Source organism: Bradyrhizobium zhanjiangense, from assembly GCF_004114935.1.
In the GTDB taxonomy this organism is placed as follows: domain Bacteria; phylum Pseudomonadota; class Alphaproteobacteria; order Rhizobiales; family Xanthobacteraceae; genus Bradyrhizobium; species Bradyrhizobium zhanjiangense.
In genome coordinates this window covers 8,382,330-8,395,011 of sequence record NZ_CP022221.1, presented here as the reverse complement: position 1 = coordinate 8,395,011, position 12,682 = coordinate 8,382,330, and the positions used below count along the sequence as shown (strand labels likewise).

General features: G+C 60.7%; 15 protein-coding genes. 13 read left to right on the top strand and 2 right to left on the bottom strand.

The window, feature by feature from the left end; genetic code table 11:
- Window positions 1-31 precede the first annotated feature (31 nt).
- Complete coding sequence (locus XH85_RS40065) at window positions 32-790, bottom strand: sulfite exporter TauE/SafE family protein (protein WP_128936339.1); 759 nt, start codon at window positions 788-790, stop codon at window positions 32-34.
- A gap of 513 nt (window positions 791-1,303) precedes the next feature.
- The gene (locus XH85_RS45645) at window positions 1,304-1,444 is read right to left on the bottom strand and encodes a hypothetical protein (RefSeq protein ID WP_164940485.1); all 141 of its coding nucleotides are present in this window, start codon (window positions 1,442-1,444) and stop codon (window positions 1,304-1,306) included.
- Between the two features lie 228 nt (window positions 1,445-1,672).
- On the opposite strand from XH85_RS45645, the gene XH85_RS40055 reads away from it, so the two are divergent.
- The 13 genes from XH85_RS40055 to XH85_RS40000 all read left to right on the top strand — a co-directional run bounded on the left by XH85_RS40055 (window position 1,673) and on the right by XH85_RS40000 (window position 12,650).
- Window positions 1,673-2,569, top strand: coding sequence for a LysR family transcriptional regulator (locus XH85_RS40055; RefSeq protein ID WP_128936338.1), 897 nt, complete (start codon window positions 1,673-1,675; stop codon window positions 2,567-2,569).
- 142 nt (window positions 2,570-2,711) lie between these two features.
- Window positions 2,712-2,885, top strand: a complete 174-nt coding sequence (locus XH85_RS45640) for a hypothetical protein (RefSeq protein ID WP_164940484.1) — start codon at window positions 2,712-2,714, stop codon at window positions 2,883-2,885.
- Entirely contained in the window at window positions 2,882-3,259 is a 378-nt protein-coding gene (locus XH85_RS40050) for a hypothetical protein (protein ID WP_245473608.1), read from the top strand. The genes XH85_RS45640 and XH85_RS40050 overlap by 4 nt, the downstream gene beginning before the upstream one ends.
- A 55-nt stretch (window positions 3,260-3,314) precedes the next feature.
- Complete coding sequence (locus XH85_RS40045) at window positions 3,315-3,800, top strand: hypothetical protein (RefSeq protein ID WP_128936337.1); 486 nt, start codon at window positions 3,315-3,317, stop codon at window positions 3,798-3,800.
- Window positions 3,801-3,866: 66 nt separating this feature from the next.
- Complete coding sequence (locus XH85_RS40040; RefSeq protein WP_128936336.1) at window positions 3,867-4,361, top strand: MaoC family dehydratase; 495 nt, start codon at window positions 3,867-3,869, stop codon at window positions 4,359-4,361.
- A gap of 77 nt (window positions 4,362-4,438) precedes the next feature.
- Complete coding sequence (locus XH85_RS40035; RefSeq protein ID WP_245473859.1) at window positions 4,439-5,407, top strand: helix-turn-helix domain-containing protein; 969 nt, start codon at window positions 4,439-4,441, stop codon at window positions 5,405-5,407.
- 224 nt (window positions 5,408-5,631) lie between these two features.
- Window positions 5,632-5,901, top strand: a complete 270-nt coding sequence (locus tag XH85_RS40030) for a hypothetical protein (RefSeq protein WP_128936335.1) — start codon at window positions 5,632-5,634, stop codon at window positions 5,899-5,901.
- A gap of 164 nt (window positions 5,902-6,065) precedes the next feature.
- Window positions 6,066-6,926: a COG3904 family protein gene (locus tag XH85_RS40025; protein WP_420837863.1), complete on the top strand. Its 861-nt coding sequence runs from the start codon at window positions 6,066-6,068 to the stop codon at window positions 6,924-6,926.
- A gap of 307 nt (window positions 6,927-7,233) precedes the next feature.
- Complete coding sequence (locus tag XH85_RS40020; RefSeq protein ID WP_245473857.1) at window positions 7,234-8,196, top strand: helix-turn-helix domain-containing protein; 963 nt, start codon at window positions 7,234-7,236, stop codon at window positions 8,194-8,196.
- A gap of 283 nt (window positions 8,197-8,479) precedes the next feature.
- The gene (locus XH85_RS40015) at window positions 8,480-9,700 is read left to right on the top strand and encodes an acyl-CoA dehydrogenase family protein (RefSeq protein ID WP_128936333.1); all 1,221 of its coding nucleotides are present in this window, start codon (window positions 8,480-8,482) and stop codon (window positions 9,698-9,700) included.
- 58 nt (window positions 9,701-9,758) lie between these two features.
- Window positions 9,759-10,565 carry an enoyl-CoA hydratase-related protein gene (locus tag XH85_RS40010; protein ID WP_128936332.1) on the top strand — a complete coding sequence of 269 codons (807 nt, stop codon included), beginning with the start codon at window positions 9,759-9,761 and terminating at the stop codon, window positions 10,563-10,565.
- A 39-nt stretch (window positions 10,566-10,604) separates the two neighbouring features.
- Window positions 10,605-11,831: a CaiB/BaiF CoA transferase family protein gene (locus XH85_RS40005; RefSeq protein WP_128936331.1), complete on the top strand. Its 1,227-nt coding sequence runs from the start codon at window positions 10,605-10,607 to the stop codon at window positions 11,829-11,831.
- Window positions 11,832-11,864: 33 nt separating this feature from the next.
- Window positions 11,865-12,650, top strand: coding sequence for an enoyl-CoA hydratase (locus tag XH85_RS40000; RefSeq protein ID WP_128936330.1), 786 nt, complete (start codon window positions 11,865-11,867; stop codon window positions 12,648-12,650).
- Window positions 12,651-12,682 lie beyond the last annotated feature (32 nt).

The window sequence follows — 12,682 nt, the reverse complement described above, 5'->3', positions numbered from 1 at the left end:
TTGCGAGTCTCACACATCGCCAACAATCGGCTCATACGAGATAGCCGGAGATCCCGTCCCACAGCAGTTTCAGCGCCGTCACGACCAGCAATCCGTAGCAGACCCGATAGATCTGGCGTTGGTCCAAACTTCCGTGAAGCCGCCAACCCGCCCACACGCCAGCAGGAATGGCGAGCACGCTAAGCGCCATCAATGTCCAGACGTCTCCTGTCGGCTTGACCAGCAGGAGCCAGGGCACGGCCTTGGTCGCGTTGCCGACGGTGAAGAACAGGCTGGTCGTGCCCGCGTAGACCTCCTTGCTGAGGCCGAGCGGCAGCAGGTACATTGCAAGCGGTGGTCCGCCCGAGTGCGCGACCATGGTCGTCACGCCCGAGGCGAGGCCGGCGGTGATCGCCTTCGGTGTTGAGCGTGGACTTGCCGTCACCTCCGCGCCTGCAGCAAGCCACAGTGCCACGAAGATCAACGTGGTCGCGGCCATCGCGATCGCGATGGCGCGGTGGTCGAGGAAACGGAACAGCAGATAGCCCAGTCCGATCCCGGTCACGAGACCCGGTAACAGCAGTAGAAGATCTGGCTTCGACCATGTCGAAGGCTTCCAGTAGCGTAGGGCGAACAAGTCCATCGCGATGAACAATGGCGCGAGAAGCCCGCCGGCGGTGACCGGATCCATCACGAGCGACAATAGCGGAATGCCCACAATTGAGAATCCGCCTCCAAACGCGCCCTTCATGAAACAGATGAGGAATACGCCGGCAAAGGTGACCACTATCGTGGCGACGGTCAGCTCCATGGCGCCGACTCCAAGGTTGGCCCGCGCGTGAAATCGCTACCGCCGCGGGGGTCACCATCTCTTCGTCCGCTTGAGCAGGGAATGTGATGAGACCGTCGACGGCCGCCTCGATCTGAAAACGGCGGATGCCGATGTCCCGCAGAGCGCGGTCGTCGAGATTGTGAAGGCAGGCAATGGCGGTCCGCCGGCCGAGATAGCCCGCGAATCTCTCGCAAGCGCCGGCAAGCAGCCGAGACGCGATCCCGGACCCCTTGATGGCAGCAGGCAGGACGATCGTCGAGACTATCGCAAGCATTTTGGTCTCCAATGCTCCGAGGTGGGATTTCAATGCTCCGAGGAGCGGACATTCATGGCTGGCGCTGGTAGTTGCTCGTGAAATGACTCTGAACGCCGGCCTCTCGATATGAGCTTCTCGGATGAGCAGATTGATCCGATACAATTCTCGGTTCAGGTCGGATTGTCGAAGCCGGCCGACACGAAAGTCCGGCGGGCCGCGCAATGGCCAGCCGACACTCAGTCATCCGCCGAATTTGGAATCATCCACGCCGAAACCGTCTGCCACACACCATCGCTCGACTTGCGCTGATACGTGACGAAGTCGGCGTCGTCGCTGTACTGGATTTCGTAACGATAGGATTCGAGATGCCTTGTCATTGAACTCTCCTTGTCAGTGTTGAGGACGGCGTTTCTCACGCCATCATCCAAGGAGATCGATTGGAGAGCCCGCCTGAGAAAGGGCCGTACGCGGAAAGGGTCCTTCCAGGCAGCGGAAGGTTCGCTCGATATGGGCAAACCGGTCCTCCCAAGCGATGTCGTCTTCCGAAGTCCGGGGCGATATGGCAAAATCGGAAGGTATCCTCCCGAATTATGGAAGGGGATTCGATGGATCGCCTGGAAGCGATGTCGACCTTTCTGACCGTGGTCGAGCAGGGCAGCTTGTCCGCGGCGGCGCGGCAATTGAAAACGCCGCTCACAACAGTCAGTCGCAACGTATCCGAGCTCGAGGCTCACCTGCGGACGAAGCTCTTCAACCGATCGAGCCGGCAGCTGGTGCTGACGGATGCGGGCACGTCCTACGTTGCGGCTTGCAAGCGCATCCTCACCGATGTGCTCGAGGCGGAGCGTACCGCCTCCGGCGAGTATACCACGCCGACAGGCGAGCTGGCGGTGACGACCCCACTGGGCCTTGGGCGCATCATCCTGATGCCGATCATCGCGGACTTCCTCAAGTCCTATCCGGACATCAAGGTCAAGATGATCCCCACCGATCAGAAGCTGAGCCTGGCCCAGGAGCAAATCGATGTCGCGGTGCGCATCGGCGAGTTGCCGGATTCGAGCCTGGTCGCGCTACGGCTTGGCAGGACGCGCCGGGTGGTGTGCGCCAGTCCCGCTTATCTGGCGGCTCGCGGAACGCCGCGCACACCGGAAGATCTGGCCGGGCATGATTGCATCAGCTATCCCGGCTTCGCGCCCCCCGACGTCTGGACATTCGTCAAAGGCAAGGCGACCATCGCAGCGCCGGTGCATACGCGGCTCACCGTCGGCAGCGCGGAAGCGGCTTGTACGGCAGCCCGCGCAGGCGTGGGAATTTCCATCGCCTTTGCTTACCAACTCGAGGCCGGTCCGGAAGCGGGAGCATTGACGACCGTGCTGGATGAATTCCAGCCACCGTCAATGCCGGTTAATCTCGTCTATACGGCCAACCGGTTTCTGCCGATCAAAGTAAGAGCGTTCCTGGACTTTGCAGCACCGCGGCTGAAGCGAGTCTTCGCGGAGTAGACCCTGACGGTGCGAGCTCCGCTGTCGGGCTTCCAAAATCTGGAAGGATGACTCCCGATTTCCCGGCCTGTTGACCCAGGCCTTTTGCCCCACCTCCCAGTCATGACCCGCCGGAAAACGGCGTTACGAACTGGAGGCAAACATGGGTGAAGTCATCCAATTTATCCCGAAGGCCGAGCGCGAACGGCTCCGGCTGATACGAGAAGCCCGCGCGATCTACGACAGCGTCTTCCCGCCGGCCAACTCGATCGACAAGCAGCCCGACAACGTCACTAACGGAACCTGGATTCATCGGGGCGGCGAACCGTTGTCGTGATCAACGACTTCGCGATGCTCGATCGTCAATCATTAGGAGAAATCGTCATGTCAATCCGCAACACGCTATTCGCCACTGTATTCGGTATCGCTTCCCTGACGGCCGCCCACGCAGAGGGGCTGCGTCCAATTGAGGCCAAGAGCATCGACCTCGGCGGGATATCGGGGGTCGCCTACTACACTGTCGAGCGCGATGGATTTCGCGTGGTCGCCACCCTGGCGCAGGGCGAGACAGGAACACCGTTCCGCGTCGTATCTCTTCTCACACCTGGTCAGCGCCTGCTTCTCTCGACACCGCAGCCAGCGGGCGTGATCGAGATCAGCCGGGAAGGTGACAGCGTGCTGGTTCGCAAACCGAGCACAGCCTCGAACTGAACTTCGACTTGAACGGTTGCGCTCGCTAAGCGGAACGCAGCCAGGGAGACTGCACATGTCCACCATCCATCTTCATCGCAGGACCACGGCGACGCCCGAGCAGTACGTCGCCGGCCTGACCGATTTCGGGCCCGGCCGCTCGAAGGTCTTTGGCAACAGCAGCGATGCGTATCTCAAGGTGCATCATCGGAGCGGCTCGCATGCCGACGTCACTGAAGGCTCGGGCGGGATCTGGGAGCGCCTGCACTACGACTGGTCCGATCCTGCCCGCGTCGTCCTCACGACGACCGACTCCAACGTCTGGGGTGGTGCGTCGGGTCACATCTACACCTTCGCGCGTCGGCCCGACGGCACGACAGACATCGATGTGGTCGTCACACGCGACGGCAAGAACCTGACGGGGCGGCTGCTCGGCTTCGTGCTCGGGACGATCGGCAGGCGGGTTCTGGACAAGGCGTTTGAAAACTCCGTCAAGGCCATCGAAGCCCGGAACGGCAAAGCTGAGCGTGAGGGCGCAAGTTATTCCAGCATCGCCGCCTGAGGAGTGGAATAGCGAGCGAAGCCAGCCGGAACTCGCTTTCACCAAGTTCAGCCTGAGGAGGAAGATATGACTGGGATTCAAATGAGCGACGAAGTCGCAATTACAGCCCAATCAGATCAATTGTATCTTGACGATCTTCACGTCGGACAACGCTTTACCACTGGAACGTACAGGCTCGACGAAGCGCAGATCAAGTCATTCGGTCTTCAGTTCGATCCGCAACCCTTTCATACGGACGAGCACGCGGCTGAGCGGACATTCTTCAAGGGTTTGGCGGCGAGCGGTTGGCACACCGCCGCGATCACAATGCGCCTGAATGTCGAGAGTGGTCCGCCACTCGCCGGCGGTTTCGTCGGCGCCGGCGGCGAGGTGAGCTGGCCGGCACCGGCCCGTCCGGGCGACGTGCTCCATGTTGAGAGCGAAGTAGTTGAAGTCACACCATCACGCTCCCGACCCGAGCGCGGAACGATAGTCCTTCTGAGCCGGACCATAAACCAACGTGGCGACGTTGTTCTGGTTCAGAAGGCCAAGCTTGTTGTTCTGCGAAAAGTCGCGGCGTGAGGAGACTTGGTTTGCAAAACCGACCATCAACAACGTTGAAGCTCTCACTCTGTAGGAGCGTGTCTTGGAAATCCGACATGATCAACCGGCCGCTGCGACTCGATATGGATTGGAGCACTATGGTTTCGAGGGAATTCTCTCATCTTCAGCGGATCGAGGTTGGTCCGGCCTGTCGGCCCAACTGTGTGACCGTTCGCAAAGGGGTAATCCCATGGAGAACCCCACAATCCGATATCAGGATTTTCGTAGATACTCGCGGCAATGAATCGCTGGTTACGCGACGGGCCCCAGGCGTCGAGAGCCGGATAATCGCAAGGCGAGGCACAGTTTGGCTCTCTCCTCCTGGTTTGCAGGAAGGTTCGGTTGACATCGCCGAAGATATGACGGGAATTCTGCATATTTATCTTCCACTCAGCCATTTCTCGTCCGGTAATTTCGATATCAATATCGATCTGGCCGCGGTCCACGGGCTTAGCTACGAAAGCGCTTTCGAAGATCCGCTGCTGGCTGAAATCGGATGTGCAATCGCATCGGAATTGCAGACCGAAACCTCCACCGGCAGTCTGCTCATTGAAGGCCTTGCATCCAGCCTAGCGGCGAGGTTGGTCCAAAAGTGCATCGGGACATCGGCCGGCCAGTCCATGGCTCCTCGCGCAAGTGGAGCTCTGGATCGACGCAGGCTTCAGCGTGTGCTGGATTACATTGAAACGAACCTGGAAGGCGATCTCAGCCTCGACCTGATGGCATCCATTGCTTGCCTGAGCCGATACCACTTTGCCCGCGCCTTCAAGCAAGCCGTCGGACAATCTCCTCATCGCTACGTTAGCGCCAGGCGCCTTGACCGCGCGAAAGCCTTGTTGATGCAAGGTGATCGATCGTTGGTGGATGTTGCGTTGGCGCTCAGCTTTTCCGACCAAGCAAGCTTCACACGCGCATTCAGGCAAGCAACAGGCCGGGCGCCCGGCCAATACCGCCGCGAGTTTGGATCGCGACAACACGATTCACCACCGGCTGCTATCAGGCAGGCTCTTCCGATGCTGGCGTGAATCGTCGCTCGCGGCATCATCAATCTCAAACACGCGCGGCCATTATCCCGCATCGGCATCGTTCATCTCGCCAGCAACAAATGACAAAACGACAGCATGCGAAGCAAAGAATTCGGCCGGTGCCTTCACTATCGATTGCGACGAAGCAAGGCACAAGGACCGTCGCTGTTGGGCACCAGCGATTGCTTAGCGTTCGAACGGCAATACAGCTGAGGAGCTCCGTGATGAGAATCATAGATGCAAGCGCGTTGTCAGGTTTTGCTCGCAAGACGGCTGAGTCAGCATCCCACTTCGGCAACGTCGTTCACAACCTGATCATGGACATACGCGACAGCTACCGGCCCGAACTGCACTACATGCGCGGCCCCGGCCCAAAATGGCGGGCCAAGCATCAACCCAGGCAAAGTGCCAGTTCTGAAGCTGTACCGTCAGCCGGGCCCCATCAACTGTCGCCGGTGTATGTACACCAGCGCGGCACGGCCGACCCCATCTGACAGTCCGTCGAGGTTACGCAATCATGTTCGTGATACCAGTGTACCTGCTTGCCGTTTCGCTCTTGATCAACATGGCGACAATCTCGAGAGTCGAATCCTCGGAGCGCATCCGCCGCTCGGATCGCGCCTCAGATCGCGCGCGTTGGGCGGAAACCCGAGGATGGATGCTGTTCGTTGGCGCAGGCCTTTGCATCGCATTGATGGCTGTGCTGAGCGGTTCGGTGCATGCCGGCGTCGCCCTCGAAGAGCGCAAACTGCCGATGAAGTTCACTTGGGTCGACTGCCAGCCGAATTGCCGGGGCTGGGTCAGCGCGGCCGGGATCGTGACTGCCGACAGTCCAAGGGATTTTGATGAATTCGCCCGTGGGCGACAACTCGGCGGCGCGACCATCGTGCTGGATTCCAGCGGCGGTTCGGTCAACGCCTCGATCGCGCTTGGAAGGCGTTTCCGCGAGCTTGGGGCACTGACCACCGTCGGCGTCAGCGTGCAGACCAATACCGTCCAGGGTACTTCTGCCAATATGGCGCCCGTAGCCTATTGCGAATCGATGTGCGTGTTCCTTCTGCTGTCGGGCAAGACGCGTTATGTGCCCGAGACTGCCCATGTCCGGGTGCATCAGATCTGGCTCGGCGACCGCGCCAATGACGCCAAGGCCGCAACCTACAGCGCAGATGATCTGGTGATCGTGGAACGCGACATCGGGCGTCTCGCCAAATACACCTTCGAGATGGGCGGCGCGGGCGATCTGTTGTCGCTGTCGCTGAACGTGCCACCGTGGGAAGATCTGCATGAACTGTCTCGGGATGAATTGCGACTGACCAATCTCGTCACCACCGATATGGTTGCTCAGGCAGGCATCCCCAATGCAGCGATGGTCGAACTGATGCCGAAGCCGGTGCAGGGTCGCTTCGTAAGCAGCGCGGATGCGACCTCTCCGGAGCCGGCAAAACCTGTCAAGTCGGCTGAAGCTATGAGCCGCACGGGCGGCGTGAGGACGGCGATGACCCCGCCTGGGCAAGAGTAGCAGGTAGCGCTAACTGGGGAGCTGCTAAAATCGTTCTGGCCGCCAAAGCGTGCTTGCCTCCTTCGGCATCGTCGTCTGACGCGAGAGGTTCATCAGTGTGACGGGGCTTGGACCCTCGCAATCCTTGCTCTGGGCGGCACCGGCACTCGCACGCGCGACTTCCGACCGCGAGCGTCGAGGACCGAGGTCGTCCGTGCCTTCCACCGTTCGGAAAGGTTCCTTTCAATTCCGCCGTCTAGTGAAGCAGAGGCTCTCCGCCCCATAATTCCGGCGAGCAACGGTGAGGTCAACTCTGAAGGAGCGCGTCATGGAAGTTCGGCAGGAGCAACCGGCTGGTGCGCCTCGCAATGCGCGGTGGCCGTACTACGATTTTTGGGGGAAGCATGGCCCCGTGAATTTGCTATCGACTTCCACGAATCGAGGCTGGTCCGGCCTGTCGGCCCAATTGTGCAATGTCAGCAAAGCGGTGGTCCCTTGGAGGACCCCACAATCCGAAATCAGAATTTGTATCGATGTCCGCGGCAATAATTCGTTCATCGCGCGGCGCGCTCCAGGCATTGAAAGTCGGATAGTCGTAAGGCGAGGTGTCGCGTGGCTATCCCCTCCTGGTTTGCAGGACGGTTCGGTTGATATAGCCGAAGATATGAGCGGAGTTTTGCATATCTATCTTCCACTCAGCCACTTCTCGCTGGGCAATTCCGATATCAAAGTCGATAAGTCCGCAATCGGCTCGTTGAGCTACGAAAGTGCTTTCGACGATCCGCTGCTGGCCGAGATCGGATGTGCAATCGCATCGGAGCTACAGACCCAGACCTCCGCCGGCAGTCTGCTCATTGAAGGCCTCGCATCGTGTCTCGCAGCGAGGTTGGTTCAAAAATACACCGGGGCATCGATCGGCCAGTCCATTGTTTCTCTCGCAAGAGGAGCGCTCGATCGGCGCAGACTCCAGCGTGTGCTGGAATACATCGAAGCGAACCTGGAAAGCGATCTCAACCTTGATCTCATGGCATCGATTGCTTGCCTGAGCCGATACCACTTTGCCCGTGCCTTCAAGCAAGCCGTCGGGCAACCCCCTCATCGCTACGTTAGCGCGAGGCGCCTTGACCGCGCGAAAGCCTTGTTGACGCAAGGTGATCGATCGTTGGTGGATATTGCGCTGGCGCTCAGCTTTTCTGATCAAGCCAGTTTCACACGCGCATTCAGGCAAGCAACAGGGCAGGCGCCCGGTCAGTTTCGTCAGTTATTCGGATCGCAACAGGACGGTCACTGAGGCGAGCTCTTCCGTTTTGGCCTCGACCTGATCTGAATACGTCGAATGCGCACTTGATCGCATCACACGTTCGGCATTTTCACAGCCCGGCCAACACCTCAGACAGTCCTGAGTATGCCGCGGCCTGTATCCCCGCATTTGCATCGGCAGCCGATCGCCCGCAACAAATGACAAAACCAGAGCAAGCCGCGCAAAGCCTTCGGGCGGTCGCTTCACTAGGTTCGATGAGTTGGAACGAGACGCCTGCTGCAGTCGCAGGCCCCGCATCGAAATGGAGATCGAAATGGCCACCGCTGCTGCACAGAAACCTTCGGGACCGAAACAGCTTCCTCCGCCGAACGCCGACTTCTTTCAATTCGCTGACTCGCTGGGCGACGAGGAGAGGGCGATCGTCAAGAAGGTGCGCGCCTACATGGAGACGAAGGTCGCTCCCATCATCAACAAACACTGGGTCGAGGACTCATTCCCGTTCGAGCTACTCCCGTCTTACAAGGAACTGAACATCGCCGGCCTCGGCATGCACGGTTACGGTTGCCCCGGTGGAAGCCCCTTGCTGGTCGGCCTGGTCGCCCTGGAGATCGCGCGTACGGATGTTTCGTTCTGTACTTTCCACGGCGTCCACACCGGTCTTGCGATGAATTCCATCTACCTCGCGGGCACGGAGGAGCAGAAGCAGAAGTGGCTGCCCCCGATGGCGCGCATGGAAAAGGTCGGCTGCTTCGCGCTGACCGAGCCGCTGGTGGGCTCGGGAACCGGTGCTGGTCTCACGACCACGGCGCAGCGCGAAGGCGACACCTGGGTCCTCAACGGACAGAAGCGCTGGATCGGCAACGCGCCGTGGTGCGACATCTCGATCGTCTGGGCGCGCGACGTGGCCGATAACCAGGTGAAGGGGTTCATCGTCGAGAACAAGACGACGCCCGGGTTCAGCGTCGAGAAGATGCAGAACAAGATCGCGCTGAAGGTCGTGCAGAACGGCCAGATCACGATGACCGACTGCCGCGTGCCCGATGCGAACCGTCTCCAGGGAGGCAAAGGGACGTTTCGCGATCCTGCGCTGGTGCTGCGCGGCACCCGGCACGGCGTTGGCTGGGAAATCACCGGCGCCCAGATGGGTGCCTACGAAAATGCCCTCAAATACGCGCAGGAGCGCTTGCAGTTTGGCAAGCCGATCGGGTCGTTCCAGCTCATTCAGGATCTTCTGGCGAGGATGCTGGCCAACATCGTGGCCTGTCAAAGCATGCTGGTCCGCGCGATGCAGTTGGAAACCGAAGGCAAGCTGACGGATACGCAGGCAGCGATCGTCAAGGCATTCTGCACGTCCAAGGCACGGGAAACCGTCGCCTGGGCCCGCGAGCTGATGGGCGGCAACGGAATTCTGGTCGATTACAACGTGGCGCGCTTCTTTGCCGATGCCGAGGCGATCTACTCCTACGAAGGCACCTACCAGATGCAGAACCTGATCGTCGGCAAGGCGATCACCGGGTTCAGTGCCTTCGTCTGATGTCACGAATGGGCCGGCACTCGGCTGCCGGCCCATCCCTCAGCCAGGATCAATCAACATGTCAACATCAGCAATTACGTCGCCACCGCTTGCGAATGTCCTCTACGAGACACGGGGCGCAATCGCCTATGTAACGGTCAACCGGCCCAAGGTGCTCAACGCTCTTGACGCAGCAACCTGGCAGGACCTGTCGACCGCATTCGAGGATGCGAAAAGCGACCCGACCATCCGCGGCGTCATTCTGACGGGAGCGGGCGACAAAGCCTTTATCGCCGGTGCCGACATCAGCGCCATGGCGCAAGCGACTGCCATTGACGCTGAACGGTCCAGCCGCTTCGGACAGCAAGTCCTCGATCTCATCGAGAATCTCGGCAAGCCGGTGGTCGCGGCGATCAACGGCTTTGCGCTCGGCGGCGGCTGCGAGACCGCGATGGCTTGCACCATCCGCATTACGGTAGAGCACGCGAAGTATGGCCAGCCGGAGGTGAAGCTCGGATTGCTTCCCGGTGGTGGCGGCACGCAGCGGCTGCCGCGCCTCGTCGGCAAGGGCCGTGCTCTCCAGCTCATTCTGTCAGGCGGACTGATCAGCGCGCAGGAGGCGTACCGCATCGGGCTGGTCAACGAGATCGTCCCCGCGTCCGACCTGATCCCGCGCGCGGAAGCGATCCTGAACGAGATTGCCGCCAATGCGCCGATCGCTGTCAAGTTCGCGCTGGATGCCACCAACAAGGGAATGGAAACCAGCCAGAGCGAAGGCCTCGCCCTCGAAGCTTCTTACTTCGGGCTGTGCGCCGGCACGGAGGACAAGAAGGAAGGCACTTCGGCCTTCCTCGAGAAGCGCGCGCCGCGGTTTCTCGGTCGCTGAGATTGCAGTCAACCATCCGATCGAACTCAGGAGCCAACAATGGCAAACGAAAACATCTTTTCCGGCTTGAAGGTTGTCGACCTGTCCAGCTTCGTCGCTGCGCCCGGCGCGGCCGTGATCCTCTCCGACTTCGGCGCCGATGTCATCAAGGTCGAGCCGCCGCAAGGCGACATGTGGCGGCAAGGGCACCGCACCCCGGTCCAACCGCAATCCGAAGATGCCTATCAGTGGCATCTCGCCAACCGCAACAAGCGCAGCATCGCGTTGGATCTCAAGTCACCGGGCGCGCAGCAGGTCATCTTCGAGCTTGCCAACTGGGCCGATGTGTTCATCGTCAACACGCCGCACCATGCACGGAAGAAGCTGAAGCTCGAATATGAAGACATCGCGGGATGGAATCCGCGCCTGATCTACGCCGATCTGACCGGCTTCGGCGAGAACGGTCCTGACGCCGACCTACCCGGCTTCGACGTTACGGCGTATTGGGCGCGCAGCGGTCTCTTGTCGATGACTCGCGATGCGGGCGTGCCGCCGACCTGGCCCGTGGGCGGCAGCGGCGACAATGCCACGGCGGTCGGCCTCTATTCGGCGATCGTCACTGCCCTGTACAGGCGCGAGCGCACCGGCAAGGGCTCGCATGTCACGACGTCGCTGCTGGCCCAGGGTGTGTGGTCGGCCAGCGTTTCGATCCAGGCAGCACTCGCCGGCGCCAAATTTCCTCCGCGGCACGACCGCACACATCCCGCCAATGCGGCGATGAACGTGTATCGGTCATCCGACGAAACCTGGTTCGTCCTCATCATCACCCCCGACAAGTTCGTGACCGTCGTGAAGGCGATCGGCCGCGCGGATTTGCTGACCGATCCGCGCTTCTCCAGTCCGGCGCAGATCATGGCGAACATGACGCCGCTCACGGCCATCTTCGACGAGCTTTTCAGCGCCCAACCCATGGCGCATTGGCATTCGGTCTTCGCCGGCTTGAACGTCACTTTTGGCGAAGTCCGCGGACCGCAGGAGGTGATCAACGATCCGCAGCTGAGGGAAAACGAGATCATCGTTCCGCTCGAGGGCGCCGGCGCCAAGCTGACCTCGACGATCTCAAGCCCGATCCAGGTGCACGGCGTCGCCAAGGAACCGGCCCGGCGTGCGGCCGAACTCGGTGAGCACACCGAGGAGATTCTCGGCGAGCTCGGCTTCGACGCAAAGGACATCGAGAGCCTGCGCGAAAGCGGCGCCGTGCCGAAAGCAAGGGAACATGCGGCCTGACCGCGCAGAAACCATCGAACAAGGAAGCACGCAATGAGCGACATCATTACGGAAATTTCCGGCGGCATCCTGCGGGTCGAGCTCAATCGCCCGGCCCAGAAGAATGCGATGACGGCGGGCATGTACACGAACCTTGCCGGCATCTTCGGGGAAGCTGACATGGACGAAGCGGTTCGTGTCGTACTCTGGCACGGCGCTGGCGACGCGTTCTGCGCCGGCAATGACATCGTCGACTTCCTCAAGAATCCGCCCGGGCCCGGCGAATCCCCGCAATCCGCCCTGATCAACGCGTTCATCGCGTTCGAAAAGCCAATTGTTGCGGCGGTGCAAGGCGTTGCGATCGGCGGCGGAACCACCATGCTGACGCACTGCGATTTCGTCTACGCCGGAGAGAACGCCAAGTTCAAGCTCCCCTTCATTGATCTCGGCCTGGTGCCGGAATTCGGTTCGAGCTTTTCGATACCGGCAAGCGTCGGGCATCTCCGGGCGGCGGAAATGTTCTTGCTCGGCGAACCCTTCACAGCCGCGCGGGCGGCAGAACTCGGCCTCGTGACCCGTGTGCTGCCCGATCGCGATCTGCTCACGACAGCCACTGCGACGGCGCAGAGGCTCGCGGCAAAGCCGGCCGGCGCATTGCGCGCCTCCAAGCGCCTCATCAAGCAGGCTTCGATCGGCCAGCTCAGGAAGGCTGCGAAATCCGAGAGCCGGGAGTTCAGCGAACGGCTGCGCTCCGCGGAAGCCATCGAAGCCTTCACCGCGTTCCGCGAGAAGCGGCCGCCCAATTTCACCAACCTGCCGAAGCCGCTCGCCGCCGAATAGTCCGATGCCAGCGAAGCGCCACGAAAGGACAG

Excerpts from the sequence above, each read along its gene's own strand:
- XH85_RS40045 (WP_128936337.1), top strand. The coding sequence starts at position 3,315 with ATGTCCACCATCCATCTTCATCGCAGGACCACGGCGACGCCCGAGCAG.
- XH85_RS40055 (WP_128936338.1), top strand. The coding sequence starts at position 1,673 with ATGGATCGCCTGGAAGCGATGTCGACCTTTCTGACCGTGGTCGAGCAG.
- XH85_RS40040 (WP_128936336.1), top strand. The coding sequence starts at position 3,867 with ATGACTGGGATTCAAATGAGCGACGAAGTCGCAATTACAGCCCAATCA.
- XH85_RS40025 (WP_420837863.1), top strand. The coding sequence starts at position 6,066 with ATGCTGTTCGTTGGCGCAGGCCTTTGCATCGCATTGATGGCTGTGCTG.
- XH85_RS40015 (WP_128936333.1), top strand. The coding sequence starts at position 8,480 with ATGGCCACCGCTGCTGCACAGAAACCTTCGGGACCGAAACAGCTTCCT.
- XH85_RS40030 (WP_128936335.1), top strand. The coding sequence starts at position 5,632 with ATGAGAATCATAGATGCAAGCGCGTTGTCAGGTTTTGCTCGCAAGACG.
- XH85_RS40005 (WP_128936331.1), top strand. The coding sequence starts at position 10,605 with ATGGCAAACGAAAACATCTTTTCCGGCTTGAAGGTTGTCGACCTGTCC.
- XH85_RS40000 (WP_128936330.1), top strand. The coding sequence starts at position 11,865 with ATGAGCGACATCATTACGGAAATTTCCGGCGGCATCCTGCGGGTCGAG.
- XH85_RS40035 (WP_245473859.1), top strand. The coding sequence starts at position 4,439 with ATGATCAACCGGCCGCTGCGACTCGATATGGATTGGAGCACTATGGTT.
- XH85_RS45645 (WP_164940485.1), bottom strand. The coding sequence starts at position 1,444 with ATGACAAGGCATCTCGAATCCTATCGTTACGAAATCCAGTACAGCGAC.
- XH85_RS40020 (WP_245473857.1), top strand. The coding sequence starts at position 7,234 with ATGGAAGTTCGGCAGGAGCAACCGGCTGGTGCGCCTCGCAATGCGCGG.
- XH85_RS40010 (WP_128936332.1), top strand. The coding sequence starts at position 9,759 with ATGTCAACATCAGCAATTACGTCGCCACCGCTTGCGAATGTCCTCTAC.
- XH85_RS45640 (WP_164940484.1), top strand. The coding sequence starts at position 2,712 with ATGGGTGAAGTCATCCAATTTATCCCGAAGGCCGAGCGCGAACGGCTC.
- XH85_RS40065 (WP_128936339.1), bottom strand. The coding sequence starts at position 790 with ATGGAGCTGACCGTCGCCACGATAGTGGTCACCTTTGCCGGCGTATTC.